We start from the raw sequence: 20504 nt of genomic DNA, 5'->3' as shown, positions 1-20504 counted from the left end.
TATAATCGACGCAGGATAAATGGAGGAATCGATCATGAGCGCACCCCTGCTGATTGCCCGCACGCGGGAAAAACAGCTGCATTTGCTACCGGGAATGGCCAACCGCCACGGCCTGATTACCGGTGCGACCGGCACCGGTAAAACCGTCACCCTGCAAAAACTGGCGGAGTCCTTTTCCGAAATCGGCGTACCGGTGTTTATGGCCGATGTAAAAGGCGATCTGACCGGGATTGCCGCAGCGGGCCAAAGCTCGGAGAAACTGCAGGCGCGGCTGGAAAAAATCGGCGTCACCGACTGGCAGCCCCACGCTAACCCGGTGGTGGTGTGGGATATTTTCGGCGAGAAAGGCCACCCGGTCCGGGCGACGGTGTCCGATCTCGGGCCGCTGCTGCTGGCGCGATTATTGAATCTCAACGAGGTCCAGTCCGGCGTACTGAATATTATCTTCCGCATCGCCGACGATCGCGGCCTGCTGCTACTCGACTTTAAAGATCTGCGCGCCATCACTCAGTATATCGGTGACAACGCCAAAGCTTTTCAAAACCAGTATGGCAACATCAGCAGCGCCTCGGTCGGCGCTATCCAGCGCGGCCTGTTGACCCTGGAGCAGCAAGGGGCGGAGCACTTTTTCGGCGAGCCGATGCTCGACATCGAGGACTGGATGCGCCTCGACGAGAACGGCAAAGGGGTGATTAATATCCTCAGCGCCGAAAAACTGTATCAGATGCCGAAACTCTACGCCGCCAGCCTGCTGTGGATGCTCTCGGAGCTCTACGAGCGCCTGCCGGAAGCCGGAGATCGGGAAAAGCCGAAGCTGGTCTTTTTCTTCGATGAAGCGCATCTGCTGTTTAACGATGCGCCTCAGGTGCTGCTGGATAAAATCGAGCAGGTTATCCGCCTGATTCGCTCCAAAGCCGTGGGGGTTTACTTCGTCTCGCAGAACCCGTCGGATATACCCGATGCGGTTCTCGGCCAGTTGGGCAACCGGGTTCAGCACGCCCTGCGCGCCTTTACGCCGAAAGATCAAAAAGCGGTGAAAACCGCGGCCCAGACCATGCGCGCCAACCCGGCTTTCAGCACCGAACAGGCTATCCAGGAGCTGGGTACCGGCGAAGCGCTGATCTCCTTCCTCGATGAAAAAGGCAGCCCGTCGGTGGTCGAGCGCGCGATGGTGATCGCCCCCTGCTCACGCATGGGACCGGTGACGGACGACGAGCGTAATGGCCTGATTAACCACTCCGCGCTGTACGGCAAGTATGAAGAAGAGGTCGATCGCGAGTCCGCATTTGAAATGTTGCAAAAAGGGGTACAGGCAACCCCAGAACAACAGGCGGCTCCGCCGGCAAAAGGCCAGACGGGCAGCGCTGACGACGGTCTGCTGGGCGGGCTGAAAGATATTTTGTTCGGCACCACCGGTCCACGCGGCGGCAAACATGATGGTCTGGTACAAACGGCCGCTAAAAGCGCGGTTCGGCAGGTGACCAATCAGATAGTCAGGGGCATGCTGGGGAGTTTACTCGGCGGGCGAAAACGGTAGTCTCATCCCCCTCCCGGCAGGCGGGAGGGGGACGCGGCGGCTAGTTTCTTTTCATCATCAGCCAGAGGCTTATCAGGAAGAAGCTGGCGCTTGGCAGCAGCGCGCCGATAATCGGCGGGATGCCGTAGACCAGCGTCAGTGGGCCAAAAATCTGGTCCAGCACGTAGAAGATAAAGCCAAAGCTGATCCCGGTGACCACCCTTACCCCCATCGCCACGCTGCGCAGCGGGCCGAAGATAAACGACAGCGCCATCAGCATCATCACCGCCACCGACAGCGGCTGGAAGATTTTGCTCCACATGTTGAGCTGGTAGCGTCCCGGGTCCTGTCCGCTGGATTTCAGATAGGTCACGTAGTTATGCAGGCCGCTGATCGACAACGCATCCGGGTCCAGCGCCACCACGCCCAGCTTGTCGGGCGTCAGCCTGGTTTTCCAGGTGCCGCTGACCATCTGCGAGCCGGTGATCTGTTTCGGATCGGTCAGGTCAGACTCATCGACCTGCGACAGGCGCCAGACTTTCGTCTCGTTATCAAATTTTGCCGAAGCGGCGTAGCGCACGGTCTGCAAACGGCGCTGGTCGTTAAACGCGTAAATACTCACGCCGCCCAGCTCATCGTTGCCTTTCACCCGTTCGATATAAACGAAGTTATGGCCGTCTTTCGCCCACAGCCCCTGCTGGGTCGACAGCAGCGAACCGCCGTACATCTGCTGGGCGCGATAATTACGCGCCATCTGCTCGCCCTGCGGCGCCACCCATTCACCGATCGCCATGGTCAGCAGCACCAGCGGAATCGCGGTTTTCATCACCGCCAGCGCCACCTGTAAGCGGGTGAAGCCGGAGGCCTGCATCACCACCAGTTCGCTGCGCTGCGCCAGCATCCCCAGGCCAAGCAGGGCGCCAAGCAGCGCCGCCATCGGGAAGAAAATCTGCACATCTTTTGGCACGCTGAGGAGGGTATAGAGCCCGGCACCGAGCGCGTCGTAGCTGCCCTGGCCGGCTTTTTTCAACTGGTCGACAAACTTGATAATGCCTGAGAGCGAAACCAGCATGAACAGCGTCATCATGATGGTGTTGAAAATCGTCCTACCGATATAACGGTCGAGTACGCCAAACGCCTGCATCACACCGCTCCTTTGTTAAAACGGGCACGGAAGCGGCGCATCGGCACCGTATCCCACAGGTTCAGCAGCACGGCCAGCGCGAAATAGAGCAGGTTAATCCCCCACATCCAGATCATCGGGTCGATTTTACCTTTACCGCCGTTTGACTTAATCGAGGTTTGCAGCAGGAAGAAGACCAGATACAGCAGCATCGCCGGCAGCATCGACAGCACGCGGCCCTGACGCGGGTTCACCACGCTCAGCGGAACCACCATCAACGCCATAATGAACACCGTCGCCACCAGCGTGAAGCGCCAGTGCAGCTCGGCGCGCGCGCGGTCAGTATCGGTGCGCCACAGCGTGCGCATGCCCATCTGTTCGGTGTCGTCAGGGTCCGAGGCCACCGCCTGATGGCCAATAATGGCCTGGTAATTTTTAAAATCGGTGATGCGGAAATCGCGTAGCATCGCCGTACCTTCAAAGCGGGTACCCTGATTCATGGTCACCACCTGCGAACCGTCTTTCTTCTGCGTCAGTTCGCCGGAATCGGCCACCACGACGGAAGGTCGCGCGTTACCTTTCGGCTTCAGCTGCGCCAGGAAGACATCATGGAAGCGCTTGCCGTTGACGTTTTCAATAAACAGCACGGCGCTGCCGTCGCTGGCCTGCTGAAACTGTCCCTGGGCCAGCGCCGCCATCCCGGGGTTGGCTTTCGCTTCCGCCAGCACTTCGTCCTGATGGCGGGACGACCAGGGGCCGGCCCACATCACGTTGACCGCCGCCACCGCGCCGGTAAACAGCGCGAGGATCATCGCCGCTTTCACCAGTACGGCCTTACTCAGGCCGCAGGCATGCATCACCGTGATTTCACTTTCGGTATACAGTTTGCCCAGCGTCATCAGCAGCCCGAGGAATAAACTCAGGGGCAGAATGAGCTGCGCCATTTCCGGTACGCCCAGCCCTAACAGCGAGAGCACCAGATTTGTCGGGATATCGCCATCCACCGCGGCGCCAAGGATCCTGACCAGTTTCTGGCAAAAGAAAATCAGTAACAGGATGAACAGGATCGCCAACTGGCTTTTCAGCGTCTCACGAACCAGATATCTTATGATTATCACTATAAATACGCCCGTAAAAACCCGTCTTATTGCAGGAAAATTGCTTGTTTCATGGCTTAAACGTCATTTATTCTCTTTGGTCTTCGAAATCATCGCTAAGATTAAATGACTCACTGGTTCCGCGTATCAGGTTTTTTTCTGACGAACCAAAGCCGTAATAACGTTAAGATTAACACGAAGTCACCGCAACAGCGGACATGAGTTACGAAAGCTTGCAATTCTATCCGTAGCCACCGTCGTTGTCTTTAAGATTCAGGAGCGTAGTGCATGGAGTTCAGTGTAAAAAGCGGTAGCCCGGAGAAACAGCGGAGTGCCTGTATCGTAGTCGGCGTCTTTGAACCGCGTCGCCTCTCCCCGATTGCCGAACAACTCGATAAAATCAGTGACGGCTATATCAGCGCGCTGCTGCGTCGCGGTGAACTGGAAGGTAAGCCTGGCCAGACGCTGCTGCTGCACCATGTGCCCAACATTCTGTCAGAACGTATTCTGCTGATTGGCTGTGGCAAAGAGCGTGAGCTGGACGAGCGTCAGTACAAGCAGGTCATTCAGAAAACCATTAATACTTTGAATGATACCGGTTCAATGGAAGCCGTCTGCTTCCTGACCGAACTGCACGTGAAAGGCCGTAACAACTACTGGAAAGTTCGCCAGGCCGTTGAGACCGCCAAAGAGACGCTGTACAGCTTCGATCAGTTGAAAACCAACAAAAGCGAGCCGCGTCGCCCGCTGCGTAAAATGGTCTTCAACGTCCCGACCCGTCGCGAGCTGACCAGCGGCGAACGCGCCATCCAGCACGGACTGGCCATTGCCGCCGGTATCAAAGCGGCGAAAGATCTCGGCAATATGCCGCCCAACATCTGTAACGCCGCCTATCTGGCCTCTCAGGCCCGTCAGCTGGCCGATACCTACAGTAAGAATGTGATCACCCGCGTCATCGGCGAACAGCAGATGAAAGAGCTGGGTATGAACTCTTACCTGGCGGTTGGCAACGGTTCGCAGAATGAGTCGCTGATGTCGGTGATTGAATACAAAGGCAACCCGGCGGAAGACGCGCGCCCGATCGTTCTGGTCGGCAAAGGGCTGACCTTTGACTCCGGCGGCATCTCCATCAAGCCTGCCGAAGGCATGGACGAGATGAAGTACGACATGTGCGGCGCGGCGGCGGTCTACGGCGTGATGCGCATGGTTGCTGAACTGCAGCTGCCGCTGAACGTGATCGGCGTCCTCGCCGGCTGTGAAAACATGCCTGGCGGCCGCGCCTATCGTCCGGGCGACGTCCTGACCACCATGTCCGGTCAAACCGTTGAAGTGCTGAATACCGACGCCGAAGGCCGTCTGGTGCTGTGCGATGTGCTGACCTATGTTGAGCGTTTCGAACCGGAAGCGGTGATTGACGTCGCCACGCTGACCGGCGCCTGCGTGATTGCCCTGGGCCATCACATCACCGGCCTGATGTCTAACCACAATCCGCTGGCTCACGAGCTGATCGGCGCATCCGAACTGGCGGGCGACCGCGCATGGCGCTTACCGCTGGGCGACGAATTCCAGGATCAGCTGGAGTCAAACTTCGCGGATATGGCCAACATCGGCGGGCGTCCTGGCGGCGCGATCACCGCCGGCTGCTTCCTGTCGCGCTTTGCCCGTAAGTACAACTGGGCACACCTGGATATCGCCGGCACCGCCTGGCGTTCCGGGAAAGCGAAAGGCGCCACCGGCCGTCCGGTCGCCCTGCTGTCGCAGTTCCTGCTCAATCGCGCCGGGTTTACCGGCGAAGAGTAATTGCCGTCTGATGCCCGGCGGCGCTACGCTTGCCGGGCCTACGCAAAGATGCCGTTTGTAGGCCGGGTCAGCGCAGCGCCGCCCGGCTTAAGCATTTAAAGTCACCACAAGAAGCCCCATATATGAAAAACGCAACGTTCTACCTTCTGGACAACGACACACAACAAGACGGTTTAAGCGCCGTTGAACAACTGGTGTGTGACATTGCCGCAGAACGTTGGCGTAGCGGCAAACGCGTGCTTATCGCCTGTGAAGACGAACAGCAGGCCATCCGTCTGGATGAAGCGCTGTGGGCCCGCCCTCCGGAAAGCTTTGTCCCGCATAATCTGGCGGGAGAAGGTCCCAGAGGCGGAGCGCCGGTGGAGATCGCCTGGCCGCAAAAGCGCAACAGCAGCCCGCGGGATATTCTGATCAGTCTGCGGCTAAACTTTGCAGATTTTGCCACCGCTTTCACAGAAGTGATAGACTTTGTCCCTTACGAAGATTCTCTGAAACAACTGGCGCGCGAACGCTACAAAGCGTACCGCATGGCTGGTTTCAACCTGAATACGGCAACCTGGAAATAATGGAAAAGACATACAACCCACAAGATATCGAACAGCCGCTCTACGAGCATTGGGAAAAGCAGGGCTATTTCAAACCGAATGGTGATGAAAGCCAGGAGAGCTTCTGCATCATGATCCCGCCGCCGAACGTCACCGGCAGTTTGCATATGGGTCATGCCTTCCAGCAAACCATCATGGATACCATGATTCGCTACCAGCGCATGCAGGGTAAAAATACTCTGTGGCAGGCCGGTACCGACCACGCGGGTATCGCGACCCAGATGGTGGTTGAGCGTAAGATTGCCGCAGAAGAAGGGAAAACTCGCCACGACTACGGTCGCGATGCCTTTATCGATAAAATCTGGCAGTGGAAAGCGGAATCCGGCGGTACCATTACCCGTCAGATGCGTCGCCTGGGCAACTCCGTGGACTGGGAGCGCGAGCGCTTCACCATGGATGAAGGCCTCTCCAATGCCGTAAAAGAAGTCTTTGTTCGTCTGTACAAAGAAGACCTGATTTACCGCGGCAAGCGCCTGGTTAACTGGGACCCGAAACTGCGTACCGCTATCTCCGATCTGGAGGTGGAAAACCGCGAGTCTAAAGGCTCCATGTGGCACATCCGCTACCCGCTGGCCGACGGCGCGAAAACCGCCGACGGGAAAGATTACCTGGTTGTCGCGACCACCCGTCCGGAAACCCTGCTGGGCGACACCGGCGTGGCCGTTAACCCGGAAGACCCGCGTTACAAAGACCTGATCGGCAAATTCGTGATTCTGCCGCTGGTTGACCGCCGCATTCCGATCGTCGGCGACGAACACGCCGACATGGAAAAAGGCACCGGCTGCGTGAAAATCACCCCGGCGCACGACTTTAACGACTATGAAGTCGGGAAACGTCACGCCCTGCCGATGATCAATATCCTGACCTTTGACGGCGACATCCGCGAAAGCGCGCAGGTGTACGACACCAAAGGCGAAGAGTCCGCAGTTTACTCCGCAGAGATCCCGGCTGAATTCCAGAATCTGGAGCGTTTCGCTGCACGTAAAGCCGTTGTGGCGGCTATCGATGCGCTCGGCCTGCTCGAAGAGATTAAACCTCACGATCTGACCGTGCCGTACGGCGACCGTGGCGGCGTGGTGATCGAGCCGATGCTGACCGACCAGTGGTACGTGCGTGCCGACGTGCTGGCGAAGCCTGCCGTAGAAGCGGTTGAAAACGGCGACATTCAGTTCGTGCCGAAGCAGTACGAAAACATGTACTTCTCCTGGATGCGCGATATTCAGGACTGGTGTATCTCCCGTCAGCTGTGGTGGGGTCACCGTATCCCGGCGTGGTATGACAACGAAGGCAACGTTTACGTTGGCCGTACCGAAGACGAAGTGCGTCAGGAGAATCACCTCTCCGCCGACGTTGCGCTGCGTCAGGACGAAGACGTTCTGGATACCTGGTTCTCCTCCGCGCTGTGGACCTTCTCCACCCTCGGCTGGCCGGAAAACACCGACGCGCTGCGTCAGTTCCACCCAACCAGCGTGATGGTCTCCGGTTTCGACATCATCTTCTTCTGGATTGCCCGCATGATCATGATGACCATGCACTTCATCAAAGATGAAAACGGCAAGCCGCAGGTACCGTTCCATACCGTCTACATGACCGGTCTGATTCGTGACGACGAAGGGCAGAAGATGTCCAAATCCAAGGGCAACGTCATTGACCCGCTGGATATGGTTGACGGCATCTCCCTGCCAGAGCTGCTGGAGAAACGCACCGGCAACATGATGCAGCCGCAGCTGGCGGAGAAAATCGCCAAACGCACCGAGAAACAGTTCCCGAACGGTATTGAGCCGCACGGCACCGACGCCATGCGCTTCACCCTGGCGGCGCTGGCCTCCACCGGCCGCGACATCAACTGGGATATGAAGCGTCTGGAAGGTTACCGTAACTTCTGTAACAAGCTGTGGAACGCCAGCCGCTTCGTGCTGATGAATACCGAAGGTCAGGACTGCGGCTTCAACGGCGGCGAGAAAGTGCTGTCGCTGGCGGACCGTTGGATCCTTGCCGAATTCAACCAGACCGTGAAAGCGTACCGTGAAGCGCTGGATAACTTCCGCTTCGACATCGCCGCGGGCATCCTGTATGAGTTCACCTGGAACCAGTTCTGCGACTGGTATCTGGAGCTGACCAAACCGGTGATGACCGGCGGCTCTGAAGCTGAGCTGCGCGGCACGCGCCATACCCTGGTGACCGTGCTGGAAGGTCTGCTGCGTCTGGCGCACCCGATCATTCCGTTCATCACTGAAACCATCTGGCAGCGGGTGAAAACCATCGTCGGTATCGATGCGGACACCATCATGCTGCAGCCGTTCCCGGCTTACGATGCGGCGCAGGTTGATGAAGCGGCGCTGGCCGATACCGAATGGCTGAAGCAGGCGATCGTCGCGGTACGTAATATCCGTGCGGAAATGAACATCGCCCCGGGCAAACCGCTCGAACTGCTGCTGCGCGGTTGCAGCGCTGACGCTCAGCGTCGCGTGACCGACAACCAGAGCTTCCTGCAGTCCATGGCGCGTCTGGAAAGCATTACCGTACTGCCAGCCGATGACAAAGGTCCGGTTTCCGTCACCAAAATCATCGACGGCGCCGAGCTGCTGATCCCGATGGCGGGTCTCATCAACAAAGAAGATGAGCTGGCGCGTCTGGCGAAAGAAGTGGCGAAGATCGACGGTGAAATCAGCCGCATCGAAAGCAAACTGGCCAACGAAGGCTTTGTCGCTCGCGCACCGGAAGCGGTGATCGCCAAAGAGCGTGAGAAGCTGGACGGTTATGCCGAAGCGAAAAGCAAACTGATCGAACAGCAGGCGGTCATCGCCGCGCTGTAATCCTCCCGCCCCTTGCCGGCTCAGGCAAGGGGCGTTTTTATCCGCGATACCCGCTTGCGCTTCCCCCGCTCGCGATGTTATTAACAACACCATCCGTCATTTTTTGCTATGAGTCATCGTATGAATACGAGCGCGACCATTACGGCGTCGCTGCGCCGCATCACCGCTGAAGATAATGCAGCTATCGCCAACGTTATCCGCCAGGTTTCTGCGGAATACGGCCTGACGGCCGATAAAGGCTATACGGTCGCCGACCCTAACCTCGATGAGCTTTTTGAGCTCTACAGCCAGCCGGGCTCCGCCTATTGGGTGGTTGAACAGGAGGGTCAGGTGGTCGGCGGCGGCGGCATTGCCCCGCTGGCGCATAGCGAACCGGATATCTGCGAATTACAGAAAATGTATTTTATGACCTCTGCCCGTGGCCAGGGGCTGGCGAAAAAGCTGGCGCTGCTGGCGTTAGATTATGCCCGCGAGCAGGGTTTCAAACGCTGCTATCTGGAAACCACCGCCTTCCTGAAAGAAGCCGTCGGGCTGTATGAGCGCCTGGGCTTCGAACATATCGACGGGCCGCTTGGCTGCACCGGTCATGTCGATTGCGAAGTGCGGATGCTGAAAACGCTGTAACGGCTCGTCGCCGTCAGCCGCGGTTCCCCGGACGCGCGATAGTTACCGGGGCGACGGCTCTCCCCCTCAGGTTACCCGGCGGTTTGGTAGCCCGGACAGGCGCGGAACGCATCGCCTCCGGGGAAAGGCTCTTTACGCCGCGACCATCGGCACGCCGCTGTGGAAACGGAATTCGGCCTCCGGGGCGTTAATCAGCGCCGCCTCCGCCTCGCCAAGCTGGTGAATACGTTCGCTGATATCCTCTTCGGCAATCTGCTGCGCCAAATCCAGATAGTCCTGATAGTGCCGCGCTTCGGAGCGCAGCAGCGACAGATAGAACTTTTGCAGATCGTCATTCAGCCACGGCGCCAGCGCGGCAAAGCGCTCGCAGGAGCGCGCTTCAATGTAGGCGCCGCAAATCAGCTTATCGATCAGCATCACCGGTTCGTGGGAGCGCACCTCTCTGCGCAACCCGCGGGCATAATTACTGGCGGTGATTTTGACGTACGGGATGTCGTGGGCCTGCATCATTTCCCGCACCTGCCAGAAATGGTGCAGCTCTTCTTTAATCAGCAGTACCATGCTGTCCACCAGCTGACGGCTCCAGGGATCGTCGGTTTGCGGCATGGCGCTTTTATTAATTCGTTTATGCAGCGCGATGAAATCCGGCTCGGGCCCCCAGCGGTAGGTAAAGTCCTCATACGGCTTCAGGCAGGCCAGCAGCTCGTCGGCCCCTTGTTTATCAGCAACATATTTACGCACCAGCAGCAGCGCGTTTTGCGCCGCTTTTAGCTCGCAGACCATATGATCAGTCAGCAGCAGCGGGAGATTTTCCGGCTTACGGGCTTCATCGATCCACGCCTGTGGCGTTGGGCAGTGCAGGAAGTGACGTACGGGGGCGAGTATTTGCGGGTAGTCCATTGAGGTTCCTTGCTATACGGTAACGGCTGCCGGCCGTTATCGCATCCAAACAGACACAATTATTGTTCAGGGTATAACGAGACGAAAACCCCGACAACATAGAGAACGATGTCGCCGGGGTTCCTGTGCGTAGCCAGCAAAGACGCGGCCTGAAGGATGACGTGCAGATTTACTTAGTGGCGAACGCCGTCATCGTCTTCATCGACGAGATCGTCGTCATCTTCTTCATCGCCCTCTTCACCGTTCGGGTCTTCATAGTAAGTGCCCCAACCGTCATATTCGACGCCGAATTTTTCCGCCAGCGTCATCAGTTGCTCAACCTGGGCATCAATCAGCTCCACCTTCAGGGCGCTTTCGCTCAGGATGTCACAGCAGATAACCACTTCGCCTTCTTCCACTTCCAGCTCTTCCGGCTCGGTCACTTCGTAACCCAGCTTGAAGGCCTCGACAGCCACTTTCTCCAGCGTTTCAAAGTCGTCGGCAGAGAGATGGTGTTCAATGGTGTACAGCGCGTCCGGATCGCTGCCGTCTTCGAGCAGCTCTTCGATAATCAGACGCGTTTCTTCACGCTGTTCTTCCAGTAGTTCCGGGTTTGCCATGGCTCGTTCCTCATAATGTGCGGCAGATACTTCTATTGTCACATACCGCCGTGATTGCCTCCACCTTTGTGCGAAAGATTTGTGTCACGGGGTTGCAAATGAATATTCATACATATAAATTGAATTTTAATTCAATAAGGGGCTTAAGCCATGTGAGGGAATCATGTCCGCGTTTTACCAGAAGCATTTTTTAAAGTTACTCGATTTTACCCCTGCGGAAATCACCGCCCTGCTGAAGCTGGCGGCCAGACTAAAAACCGATAAAAAAAACGGTATTGAAATCCAGCATCTGGCTGGAAAAAGCATCGCGCTCATCTTCGAAAAAGACTCTACCCGGACACGATGCTCTTTCGAAGTTGCCGCATTTGATCAGGGTGCCCGCGTCACTTATCTCGGGCCAAGCGGCAGCCAGATCGGCCATAAAGAATCCATTAAAGATACCGCCCGCGTGCTGGGCCGGATGTATGACGGTATTCAGTACCGCGGCCATGGTCAGGAAGTGGTCGAAACCCTTGCCGAATATGCCGGTGTTCCGGTATGGAACGGCCTGACCAACGAGTTTCATCCTACCCAGCTGCTGGCGGATCTCTTGACCATGCAGGAGCATCTGCCGGGGAAAGCCTTTAACGAAATGACCCTGGTGTATGCAGGCGACGCCCGCAACAACATGGGCAACTCCATGCTCGAAGCCGCGGCCTTGACCGGCCTGGATCTGCGCCTGGTGGCTCCGAAGGCCTGCTGGCCCGAAGAGAATCTGGTGGCGGAATGCCGGGCGCTGGCGCAGAAAAACGGCGGCAACATCACGCTGACCGAAGATATCGCGGCGGGTGTGAAAGGGGCCGACTTTATCTACACCGACGTGTGGGTCTCGATGGGCGAAGCCAAAGAGAAATGGGCGGAGCGCATTGCGTTACTGCGCGCTTATCAGGTGAATAGCGACATGATGGCGCTGACCGGTAATCCGCAGGTGAAATTTCTGCACTGTCTGCCCGCGTTCCATGACGATCAAACGACCCTTGGTCAACAGATGGCGGCGGAATACGGCCTGCATGGCGGCATGGAAGTGACTGACGAGGTCTTTGAGTCGCCGGCAAGCATCGTCTTCGATCAGGCGGAAAACCGGATGCACACCATCAAAGCGGTGATGGTGGCGACGCTGAGTAAATAGTCGTTCTCTCGCGGGATGTTCCCGGATTGCGCGACGCTTATCCGGGCAACCAGACTTATCCGGGCTACCTCCCCGTAGCCCCGGTAAGCGTCGCGCCACCCGGGGATTTTTTACGCCATCAGGATCTTCACTACCGCCTTACGCACTTTGGCCGGTTCGCCTACGGCACACAGCGGCTTATGCACTTCTCCCGGGTAAAAGACCACAAAATCGCCCTCGTTCAGAATGACGGTTTGCTCCTGTTCGCCGGCCGACAGAAACGCAATATCTCTCTCCGCCAGCCAGTCGATGTCCGGGGTGCCAGCGGCAGGGCGGGTGCTGAAGGTCATGGCCTCCTGGCCGCGCAGCACAATCTGGATATCCAGATAGCGCGCATGGTATTCCGCGCGGCGGGCGGCAAGAGGTTCGGTCGTATCTTCCGAAATCATATAAAACACGTTGCTACCGTCAATATCGTATTTGCCGGGCGGCGTCTCTTCGCTCACGTGGGCTTTAACGTGCTCAATCGCCTGACGCAACGCGTCCGGCAGCCAGGCCTGCAGATGGTGAATGTGACCAACGATCATAGAACCTCTCAAAGATAAAACAGCTTTTCATTTTTGTTTTTATACGCCCCTTCACACTGCCATACCACCTCTTTTTTACGGTTTTTTGCGCTGGCGCAGCCTTATCGAAGCAATCGTTTTCTTGTTTGTGTACTAATCGCTTGATCCGAAATTTGAGCTGCGTATAATGCCGGTCGATTTGCCGGGAGGAAGCATGGTCTACTGCGTACGACATTCTGTCTTACCGCGTCTGAACACAGGCGCTGGCGTAGCGTTTTTCTTTCCGTTGCTCAATGAATTCTCGAAGCCCCTTATTTAAGGGGCTTTTTTTTTGCCCAGGCGTCAGGAGATAAACATGGCTAACCCGCTATATCAAAAACATATCATTTCCATAAACGATCTCAGCCGAGAAGACCTCGAACTGGTCCTGGCGACCGCTGCAAAACTGAAAGCGAACCCACAGCCGGAACTGCTGAAGCATAAGGTTATCGCCAGCTGTTTCTTTGAAGCCTCCACCCGTACCCGTCTGTCGTTTGAAACCTCGATGCACCGCCTCGGCGCCAGCGTGGTGGGCTTCTCCGACAGCAGCAACACCTCGCTGGGCAAAAAAGGCGAAACCCTGGCCGACACCATTTCGGTCATCAGCACCTACGTCGACGCCATCGTGATGCGTCACCCGCAGGAAGGGGCTTCGCGTCTGGCGACCGAGTTTTCCGGCGGTATTCCGGTCCTCAACGCCGGCGATGGCGCTAACCAGCACCCGACGCAGACCCTGCTGGATCTCTTCACCATCCAGGAAACTCAGGGCCGTCTGGAAAACCTCAACGTCGCGATGGTCGGTGACCTCAAATATGGCCGCACCGTCCATTCGCTGACCCAGGCGCTGGCGAAATTTAACGGCAACCGCTTCTACTTTATCGCCCCGGATGCGCTGGCGATGCCGCAGTACATCCTCGATATGCTGGATGAGAAAGGGATTGCCTGGAGCGTGCACAGCGCCATTGATGAAGTGATGGGAGAGCTGGATATTCTGTACATGACCCGCGTCCAGAAAGAGCGTCTTGACCCGTCGGAATACGCCAACGTGAAGGCGCAGTTTGTCCTGCGCGCCGCCGACCTCGAAGGCGCCCGTCACAATATGAAAGTGCTGCACCCGCTGCCGCGCATTGATGAAATCACCACCGATGTCGATAAAACGCCGCACGCCTGGTACTTCCAGCAGGCCGGCAACGGCATCTTCGCACGCCAGGCGTTACTGGCACTGGTACTGAATAGCGAGCTGGCTCTGTAAGGGGAAACGACCATGACACACGATAATAAACTGCAGGTAGAAGCCATTAAACGTGGCACCGTTATCGACCACATCCCTGCGCAGGTGGGCTTTAAACTGCTGACGTTGTTCAAACTGACCGAAACGGATCAGCGTATCACCATCGGCCTGAACCTGCCGTCAGGTGAAATGGGCCGCAAGGACCTGGTAAAAATTGAGAATACCTTCCTCACCGACGAGCAGGTGAACCAGCTGGCGCTGTATGCCCCGCATGCCACGGTCAACCGCATCGATGATTATGAAGTGGTCGGTAAGTCACGCCCGAATCTGCCGGATCGGATTAACAGCGTGCTGGTCTGCCCGAACAGCAACTGTATCAGCCACGCTGAGCCGGTTTCCTCCAGCTTTGCAGTGAAAAAGCGGGAAAACGATATCGCGTTGAAGTGCAAATATTGTGAAAAAGAGTTTTCGCATTATGTGGTTCTGGCCAACTAATTGAGGTTGGTATTGGCAACCCGGCTCCCTATAATGGCCGGGTTCCCTACGCGCTATCCTTCAAGCTGCTTCTTTGTCGGCCGTGCGGGCGGTTCGCCCCGTGCCGCGTCGATGCAACTCGAAGGATTTTGCGTCACTATTTAATAATGCTGTTATTCAGGAGAACTCATGTCTAAAACTATCGCGACGGAAAATGCACCAGCAGCAATCGGCCCGTATGTTCAGGGTGTTGATCTGGGCAGCATGATCATCACTTCCGGCCAGATCCCCGTCGATCCGAAAACCGGTAGCGTGCCGGAAGATGTCGCCGCGCAGGCGCGTCAGTCTCTGGACAACGTCAAAGCTATCGTTGAAGCCGCAGGCCTGAAAGTCGGCGACATTGTTAAAACCACCGTATTCGTTAAAGATCTCAACGACTTCGCCACCGTGAATGCCGCTTATGAAGCGTTTTTCAGCGAGCATAATGCGACCTTCCCGGCACGTTCCTGTGTGGAAGTGGCTCGCCTGCCGAAAGATGTGAAAATCGAGATCGAAGCGATCGCGATTCGTCGCTAAGCCTCGCATCCCCTCACCCATGCGCCTTTATCGCTGCGCCGGGTGAGGGAGTTTCACTACTCGACCTTCGTCGCCCGCAACAGTTTCTCCAGCGGATACACCGCCGCAATCACCAGCTCATCCTGGGTTTTCGCCGCCTCGTCGAGCTGCGCCTGAACCGACGCATACTCTTTATCATCCAGCGTTCCCTGACGCGCCACCAGATCGGTCAACCGTATCCCCAGCGTCGCCAGCTTATCCACCTGCGCCACCACCGGCTTTATCGCCGCCAGCTGATAGCTGTTTTCCGTCAGCGCCTGCGCATCGGCGATATTATTTTGCCAGAGGGTAAAAATATGGCGCAGCGCATCCGCGCTTTCGCTGTCTTCAGCATCGCTGATCAAGCGCGCCGCCCAACGATCGAGGCTGCGCACGGTGGCGCTTTCCGCCGGTAGCGCATCGGCCAGACGGTTCAGCGGCTCAAACAGATGATAATGATTAGCCTGAAATTTCAGATGCTGGCGGGTGTAGTAGTGCGCCGGCTCCAGCGCCTGAGCGAGAATTTGCAGCGGCAGGGTGCTGCTGCCGTTGGCTAAGCGCGTGAACTGCACCAGCTGCTGGGTATGTTGCTGCAGGCCAACGGACACCGTAGACCAGCTGTCCATCGCCTGGAGCCGCTGATACATGTTATCGCTGTCGTTGACATCCTGCGCCGACCACAGCCGCTCCGCCACCGCAAAGGCCCGCGGCCAGAGTTTAATATCCAGCACCGGCGCCGCCACGTTTTCCGCCCACAGCGCCGCCTCACCGCCGAGCAGGTTTTTCTGCTGGTCCGTATCCGGGACCACCGGCGGCGTGCCCTGGGGCACCGCTTCCAGCTTTTTCCCGCTGACCGGATAGCGGGTGTTGCCCAGCAGGAAATAGCCGCCCAGCTTATCGTCGTTCACGCTCAGCACCGGTCGGGTTTCCCCCATCCAGGTGTCGACCCGAAAGGTCAGCCGATCGTCGTCGCCCCATTCAATATCCTGCACCGCACGACGAGATTTGCCTTTGAAATCAATAAAACCGCGCCAGCCGCCCTCGCCTTTAACCAGTGTAAAGCTCCCCTCAACCGCGCTGCCCTTCAGCCGCGGCATCGAGAAGCTCCAGCTCTGCGCGCTGTCGTTATCACTTATCGTATCCACGCCGTTCAGCCCATGAGGCACAATTTCATTGCGATAGTGATAGGCGGTGTACTGCGGCTGGTCGAGATAGAAACCGGTGGAGAGGATCCCGCGATAGCCCTGTTTTGCCACCTCGCCCAGCGCATCCTGCCCCTGCCAGGACTGAATCAGAATGCTTTTCGGCAGGTCCGGGTGATAAATTTCATCCCAGCCCACCATCTGCCGATGGTATTTTTCGAGGATCGCCTCCAGCCTGCGGTTGAAGTACGCCTGCAGCGCGTGGCTATCGGCCAGCCCCTTCTCGCGCATAAACGCCTGGATAGTCGGATTCGCTTTCCACTGACTGTCGTCAACCTCATCGCCGCCGATATGCAGATACGGGTCCGGGAAAATAGCCGCCAGCTCGCCGATCATCGCCTCGGCAAAGGCGTAGGTGGTCTCTTTGCTGGGATCGAGCACGGGTTTCAGTACGCCCCAATGACGCTCCATGTCGTAGGGCCCCGGAGCGCTCATCAGCTCCGGGTAGGCCACCGCAATCGCGGACGCGTGGCCGGGCATATCGATTTCCGGCACCACGCGAATGCCACGGTCCGCCGCGTAGCGCACCACCTCTTTCATCTGCGCCTGAGTATAAAACAGCCCGTCGCTGGCCTTCTGTTGCAGTTTCGGATACCGCGTGGAAGCGAAGCGCCAGCCCTGGTCGTCGGTCAGATGCCAGTGGAAAACGTTCAGTTTAGCCGCCGCCATACCGTCAATCTGGCGTTTAATAGCCTCCAGCGGTATGAAGTGGCGAGCGGAATCCAGCAGCAGCCCGCGCCACGGGAAGCGCGGCGCATCATCAATCGTGACGTAAGGAATCGCCGTATTTTCAGTGCCGTTGTGCATCAGCTGGAGCAGCGTTTCCATCCCGCGCAGCGCGCCAAACCGGGTATTCGCCTTGAGGGTAACGCCCTCGGCGGTCACCTTCAGCTGGTAGCTTTCATCACTGTCAGGGCGAGGAATCGCCGGCACTTTTTTGGCCACCACCACGTGAATTGTCGGCGTGTTAACCGGCGCCATTTGCGGTTGTAGCGTCCAGCCGGTCTGGCGGGCAATGCGCTCGCGCCAGCGGCCTACGGCGTCGCCGGGCACGTCGCCGGTCACGTTCAGCGTCAGCTGATGATTCAACACCAACGCGCCCGGCGACTGCGGGCGTTCGACGTGAGCCGGCCACGGCATCAGCGGCAGATCGCCGACCGGAGCGGCATGTGCCATCGCGCCAAATAATAATCCGCTGGTCAGCAGGCCATAACGCACAGAGTTAAGCATGAGTTTTCCTTGTGATGACGGGCCAAAAAAAGCAAAACATTGGGTTAACATGCGCGCAAAAGAGCGTCAAGCAAAGGGGATGACGGGGTTCACAACTTTCTGAGATTTAAGAGAAATGCCAAAAAGACCGTCCTCCCTTGAGGGAGAACGGTCGGCACAAAGAGGGGTTATTGCCAGCCGTAGCGACGGCTGTAGAAGCCTTTTACCATCTGCGTCAGCGTCATGTAGCCTGCCAGAATAGCAATCAGCCACGGGAAGTAGCTCAGCGGCAGGGCCTGCAGCTGCAGATAGCCTGCCAGCGGCGAGAACGGCAGCGCGATACCAACCAGCATCACCACCAGCGTCATGGCAAACAGCGGCCACGCGGCGCAGCTCTGAACAAACGGAATGCGTCGCGTACGGATCATATGCACAATCAGCGTTTGCGACAGCAGCCCTTCAATAAACCAGCCCGACTGGAACAGCGTCTGGGCTTCCGGCACATTGGCCTGGAACACCCACCACATCAGGCAGAAGGTCAGGATATCGAAAATCGAGCTTATCGGGCCAAAGAAGACCATAAAGCGCCCCAGTTCCGAGGGGTTCCAGCGCTGCGGTTTTTGAATCTGCTCGTCGTCGACGTTATCAAACGGGATCGCCACCTGGGATACATCGTACAGCAGGTTCTGGATCAGCAAGTGCAACGGCAGCATCGGCAGGAACGGCAGAAAGGCGCTCGCCACCAGCACGCTGAAGACGTTACCAAAGTTCGAACTGGCGGTCATTTTGATGTACTTCAGCATGTTGGCGAAAGTACGGCGTCCTTCGATCACCCCCTCTTCCAGCACCATCAGGCTTTTTTCCAGCAGAATAATATCCGCCGCTTCACGCGCAATATCCACCGCGCCATCCACGGAGATACCGATATCCGCCGCGCGCAGCGCCGGCGCATCGTTGATGCCGTCGCCCATAAAGCCGACCACATGGCCTTCGCGTTTAAGCAGCGTGACGATACGCTCTTTATGTAACGGCGCAAGACGGGCAAACAGGGTCGTGCGTTTGGCCAGCGCCGCCAGCTCGTCATCGCTCATGCCTTCAATCTGGCTACCGGTGACGACCTCGCCGGCGTCCAGACCCACTTCATGGCACACTTTCGCCGCCACCAGCTCGCTATCGCCGGTGAGAATTTTGACGGTAATCCCGCTGGCCTTCAGCGCTTTCAGCGCCGGGGCGGTGGTCTCTTTCGGCGGGTCGAGGAAGGCGATGTAGCCTTCAAGGATCAGATCGGACTCGTCAATGCGCTGATAGTCGCCTTCGCGGGCGGGCAGATATTTGGTCGCCACCGCCACCACGCGCAGCCCCTGGCGATTCAGGGTATCGGTGACGCGTTTGATACGGCGCAGCATGGTGTCGTCCAGCGGCACGATTTCACCGTTATGCCGCACCTGAGTCGAGACGTTCAGGATCTCCTGTAGCGCGCCTTTGCAGATCAGCTGATGCACGCCATCCTGTTCACTCACCACCACCGACATACGGCGACGTTCAAAGTCGAACGGAATTTCATCGACTTTCTGCCAGCGTTCAGAAAGCTGGCGCGCCGCATCCAGATCCACGCCTTCCAGCACCGCCTTATCGAGCAGGTTTTTCAACCCGGTCTGATAGTGGCTGTTCAGCCATGCGCAATGCAGAACCCGCTCGCTGACCTTACCGGAAATATCAGTATGGTTTTCCAGCACGATTTTATCCTGAGTCAGGGTGCCGGTTTTATCCGTGCACAGGATGTCCATCGCGCCAAAGTTCTGAATCGCGTCGAGGTGCTTCACAATGACTTTCTGTTTCGACAGCTTCACCGCCCCGCGCGCCAGGGTCGAGGTGACAATCATCGGCAACATCTCCGGCGTCAGGCCTACCGCCACCGAAAGGGCAAACAGCGCCGCTTCCCACCAGTCGCCTTTGGTGTAGCCGTTAATCAGCAGCACCACCGGCGCCATCACCAGCATAAAGCGGATCAACAGCATGCTGACGCGGCTGATACCTTTCTGGAAAGCATTGGGTTCGCTCTCCTGCTCGCTAACCCGCCCGGCCAACTGACCAAACCAGGTGTTGCCGCCGGTGGCGAAGACCATCGCCTGCGCCGACCCGCTCACCACGTTGGTGCCCATAAAGCACAGGGTATCGCACTCAAGCGGGTTGCTCTGCTGCGGGTCGCGGCTGCGGGCCACTTTTTCCACCGGCAGCGATTCACCGGTCAGCGATGCCTGGGCCACGAACAGATCCCGCGCCTGAAGAATACGCAGGTCCGCCGGGATCATATCCCCGGCCGACAGCTTCACGATATCGCCCGGCACCAGACGGTCAATCGGCAGTTCGCACCAGCGGCTTTCGCCCTGTTCGTTGACCACCCGCAGCACCGTCGCGGTGTTGCTGACCATCGCCTTCAGCGCATCCGCCGCTTTGGTCGAGCGGGCTTCCTGAATGAAATTGAGCAGCGTGGAGATCCCCACCATCAGCGCAATCACGCCGGCAGCAAACAGGTCTTCCGTCGCATACGAGACGATACCCAGCACGGTCAGCAGCAGGTTGAACGGGTTGCGGTAGCAGGTCCAGAGGTGCACCCACCACGGCGCCGGTTTTTGCGCCGGAATTTGGTTATCGCCGTGGCGGGCAATTTTCTGCGCCACCTCGGCATCGTTAAGCCCTTCCGGGTGGCTTTCGAAGGCGCGCCAGATTTCATTTTCGTCCATCGCCGCCACGTTCAGGCAGTGCTTACCCAGCGAATCCGGAATCGGCGCGGTGGCCAGATTGCGGGCATCAGGTAACGGATCGCGCTGAACCAGTCGGCGCGGCAAATGGCGGCTGAGCTGTGCAAACAGCTGCCGGGTGATATTTTTCAGCATAAACAGTCCCTCCACGCTCTTACAAAAGAACGCGGCAAAACAGACAGGCACGATACAACCTTACC

General features: G+C 57.7%; 19 protein-coding genes. 12 read left to right on the top strand and 7 right to left on the bottom strand.

Going from position 1 to position 20504, the window contains the following annotated elements:
• Positions 1–34 precede the first annotated feature (34 nt).
• Positions 35–1537 carry a helicase HerA-like C-terminal domain-containing protein gene (locus MC50_RS11135; RefSeq protein WP_047663858.1) on the top strand — a complete coding sequence of 501 codons (1503 nt, stop codon included), beginning with the start codon at positions 35–37 and terminating at the stop codon, positions 1535–1537.
• A 40-nt stretch (positions 1538–1577) separates the two neighbouring features.
• On the opposite strand, the gene lptG is transcribed toward MC50_RS11135, so the two are convergent.
• Positions 1578–2660, bottom strand: coding sequence for an LPS export ABC transporter permease LptG (gene lptG / locus MC50_RS11130; RefSeq protein WP_032689765.1), 1083 nt, complete (start codon positions 2658–2660; stop codon positions 1578–1580).
• The gene (gene lptF, locus MC50_RS11125) at positions 2660–3757 is read right to left on the bottom strand and encodes an LPS export ABC transporter permease LptF (RefSeq protein WP_032697183.1); all 1098 of its coding nucleotides are present in this window, start codon (positions 3755–3757) and stop codon (positions 2660–2662) included. The genes lptG and lptF overlap by 1 nt, the downstream gene beginning before the upstream one ends.
• 267 nt (positions 3758–4024) lie before the next feature.
• Between lptF and pepA the strand changes: the two genes are divergently transcribed.
• The 4 genes from pepA (at position 4025) to MC50_RS11100 (ending at position 9581) form a co-directional block, all read left to right on the top strand.
• Entirely contained in the window at positions 4025–5536 is a 1512-nt protein-coding gene (gene pepA / locus MC50_RS11115) for a leucyl aminopeptidase (RefSeq protein ID WP_004857309.1), read from the top strand.
• Positions 5537–5658: 122 nt separating this feature from the next.
• Complete coding sequence (gene holC, locus MC50_RS11110; RefSeq protein WP_004857306.1) at positions 5659–6102, top strand: DNA polymerase III subunit chi; 444 nt, start codon at positions 5659–5661, stop codon at positions 6100–6102.
• Positions 6102–8957 carry a valine--tRNA ligase gene (locus tag MC50_RS11105; RefSeq protein ID WP_047663855.1) on the top strand — a complete coding sequence of 952 codons (2856 nt, stop codon included), beginning with the start codon at positions 6102–6104 and terminating at the stop codon, positions 8955–8957. The genes holC and MC50_RS11105 overlap by 1 nt, the downstream gene beginning before the upstream one ends.
• A gap of 120 nt (positions 8958–9077) precedes the next feature.
• Positions 9078–9581 carry a GNAT family N-acetyltransferase gene (locus tag MC50_RS11100; RefSeq protein ID WP_032689769.1) on the top strand — a complete coding sequence of 168 codons (504 nt, stop codon included), beginning with the start codon at positions 9078–9080 and terminating at the stop codon, positions 9579–9581.
• Between the two features lie 132 nt (positions 9582–9713).
• Here MC50_RS11100 and miaE read toward each other — a convergent pair whose 3' ends face one another.
• Together miaE and rraB are read right to left on the bottom strand one after the other, a co-directional pair.
• Positions 9714–10481 carry a tRNA isopentenyl-2-thiomethyl-A-37 hydroxylase MiaE gene (gene miaE, locus MC50_RS11095; protein ID WP_032689770.1) on the bottom strand — a complete coding sequence of 256 codons (768 nt, stop codon included), beginning with the start codon at positions 10479–10481 and terminating at the stop codon, positions 9714–9716.
• A gap of 173 nt (positions 10482–10654) precedes the next feature.
• A complete protein-coding gene (gene rraB, locus MC50_RS11090) occupies positions 10655–11080 on the bottom strand; it encodes a ribonuclease E inhibitor RraB (RefSeq protein WP_004857292.1) in 426 nt (141 codons plus the stop codon).
• 98 nt (positions 11081–11178) lie between these two features.
• Here rraB and argL point away from each other — a divergent pair, with 98 nt between their 5' ends.
• Both argL and argF read left to right on the top strand, forming a co-directional pair.
• On the top strand, positions 11179–11274 hold the full coding sequence (gene argL / locus MC50_RS29235; protein ID WP_371033352.1) for a putative translational regulatory protein ArgL: 96 nt from the start codon (positions 11179–11181) through the stop codon (positions 11272–11274).
• Positions 11244–12248, top strand: a complete 1005-nt coding sequence (argF, locus tag MC50_RS11085) for an ornithine carbamoyltransferase (RefSeq protein ID WP_047663854.1) — start codon at positions 11244–11246, stop codon at positions 12246–12248. The genes argL and argF overlap by 31 nt, the downstream gene beginning before the upstream one ends.
• A 110-nt stretch (positions 12249–12358) precedes the next feature.
• Here the strand turns inward: argF and MC50_RS11080 are convergent, their stop codons facing one another.
• Positions 12359–12814 carry a YhcH/YjgK/YiaL family protein gene (locus tag MC50_RS11080; RefSeq protein ID WP_032689772.1) on the bottom strand — a complete coding sequence of 152 codons (456 nt, stop codon included), beginning with the start codon at positions 12812–12814 and terminating at the stop codon, positions 12359–12361.
• Positions 12815–13007: 193 nt separating this feature from the next.
• On the opposite strand from MC50_RS11080, the gene MC50_RS11075 reads away from it, so the two are divergent.
• The 5 genes from MC50_RS11075 (at position 13008) to ridA (ending at position 15113) form a co-directional block, all read left to right on the top strand.
• Positions 13008–13112, top strand: coding sequence for a pyrBI operon leader peptide (locus MC50_RS11075; protein ID WP_015585298.1), 105 nt, complete (start codon positions 13008–13010; stop codon positions 13110–13112).
• Positions 13087–13146 carry a pyrBI operon leader peptide gene (locus MC50_RS29230; protein WP_112150686.1) on the top strand — a complete coding sequence of 20 codons (60 nt, stop codon included), beginning with the start codon at positions 13087–13089 and terminating at the stop codon, positions 13144–13146. The genes MC50_RS11075 and MC50_RS29230 overlap by 26 nt, the downstream gene beginning before the upstream one ends.
• A gap of 2 nt (positions 13147–13148) precedes the next feature.
• Positions 13149–14084, top strand: coding sequence for an aspartate carbamoyltransferase (gene pyrB, locus MC50_RS11070; RefSeq protein WP_032689773.1), 936 nt, complete (start codon positions 13149–13151; stop codon positions 14082–14084).
• Positions 14085–14096: 12 nt separating this feature from the next.
• Entirely contained in the window at positions 14097–14558 is a 462-nt protein-coding gene (gene pyrI, locus MC50_RS11065; RefSeq protein WP_004857283.1) for an aspartate carbamoyltransferase regulatory subunit, read from the top strand.
• A 168-nt stretch (positions 14559–14726) separates the two neighbouring features.
• Positions 14727–15113, top strand: a complete 387-nt coding sequence (ridA, locus tag MC50_RS11060) for a 2-iminobutanoate/2-iminopropanoate deaminase (protein WP_032689775.1) — start codon at positions 14727–14729, stop codon at positions 15111–15113.
• Between the two features lie 56 nt (positions 15114–15169).
• On the opposite strand, the gene MC50_RS11055 is transcribed toward ridA, so the two are convergent.
• Positions 15170–17563, bottom strand: coding sequence for a beta-N-acetylhexosaminidase (locus tag MC50_RS11055; protein WP_047663851.1), 2394 nt, complete (start codon positions 17561–17563; stop codon positions 15170–15172).
• A 167-nt stretch (positions 17564–17730) separates the two neighbouring features.
• Complete coding sequence (gene mgtA / locus MC50_RS11050; protein ID WP_047663849.1) at positions 17731–20439, bottom strand: magnesium-translocating P-type ATPase; 2709 nt, start codon at positions 20437–20439, stop codon at positions 17731–17733.
• Positions 20440–20504: the final 65 nt, after the last annotated feature.

This window comes from Klebsiella planticola (genome assembly GCF_000783935.2).
GTDB lineage: Bacteria > Pseudomonadota > Gammaproteobacteria > Enterobacterales > Enterobacteriaceae > Klebsiella > Klebsiella planticola.
The sequence above is the reverse complement of the archived record's forward strand: the minus strand, read 5'-3'. Positions and strand labels throughout refer to the sequence as shown.

Coding starts and splice junctions, on each gene's coding strand:
- miaE (WP_032689770.1), bottom strand. CDS start 10,481: ATGGACTACCCGCAAATACTCGCCCCCGTACGTCACTTCCTGCACTGC.
- argL (WP_371033352.1), top strand. CDS start 11,179: ATGAATATTCATACATATAAATTGAATTTTAATTCAATAAGGGGCTTA.
- MC50_RS11105 (WP_047663855.1), top strand. CDS start 6,102: ATGGAAAAGACATACAACCCACAAGATATCGAACAGCCGCTCTACGAG.
- holC (WP_004857306.1), top strand. CDS start 5,659: ATGAAAAACGCAACGTTCTACCTTCTGGACAACGACACACAACAAGAC.
- pyrB (WP_032689773.1), top strand. CDS start 13,149: ATGGCTAACCCGCTATATCAAAAACATATCATTTCCATAAACGATCTC.
- pyrI (WP_004857283.1), top strand. CDS start 14,097: ATGACACACGATAATAAACTGCAGGTAGAAGCCATTAAACGTGGCACC.
- argF (WP_047663854.1), top strand. CDS start 11,244: ATGTCCGCGTTTTACCAGAAGCATTTTTTAAAGTTACTCGATTTTACC.
- MC50_RS11080 (WP_032689772.1), bottom strand. CDS start 12,814: ATGATCGTTGGTCACATTCACCATCTGCAGGCCTGGCTGCCGGACGCG.
- lptG (WP_032689765.1), bottom strand. CDS start 2,660: ATGCAGGCGTTTGGCGTACTCGACCGTTATATCGGTAGGACGATTTTC.
- MC50_RS11135 (WP_047663858.1), top strand. CDS start 35: ATGAGCGCACCCCTGCTGATTGCCCGCACGCGGGAAAAACAGCTGCAT.
- ridA (WP_032689775.1), top strand. CDS start 14,727: ATGTCTAAAACTATCGCGACGGAAAATGCACCAGCAGCAATCGGCCCG.
- pepA (WP_004857309.1), top strand. CDS start 4,025: ATGGAGTTCAGTGTAAAAAGCGGTAGCCCGGAGAAACAGCGGAGTGCC.
- MC50_RS11075 (WP_015585298.1), top strand. CDS start 13,008: ATGGTCTACTGCGTACGACATTCTGTCTTACCGCGTCTGAACACAGGC.
- MC50_RS11055 (WP_047663851.1), bottom strand. CDS start 17,563: ATGCTTAACTCTGTGCGTTATGGCCTGCTGACCAGCGGATTATTATTT.
- mgtA (WP_047663849.1), bottom strand. CDS start 20,439: ATGCTGAAAAATATCACCCGGCAGCTGTTTGCACAGCTCAGCCGCCAT.
- rraB (WP_004857292.1), bottom strand. CDS start 11,080: ATGGCAAACCCGGAACTACTGGAAGAACAGCGTGAAGAAACGCGTCTG.
- MC50_RS11100 (WP_032689769.1), top strand. CDS start 9,078: ATGAATACGAGCGCGACCATTACGGCGTCGCTGCGCCGCATCACCGCT.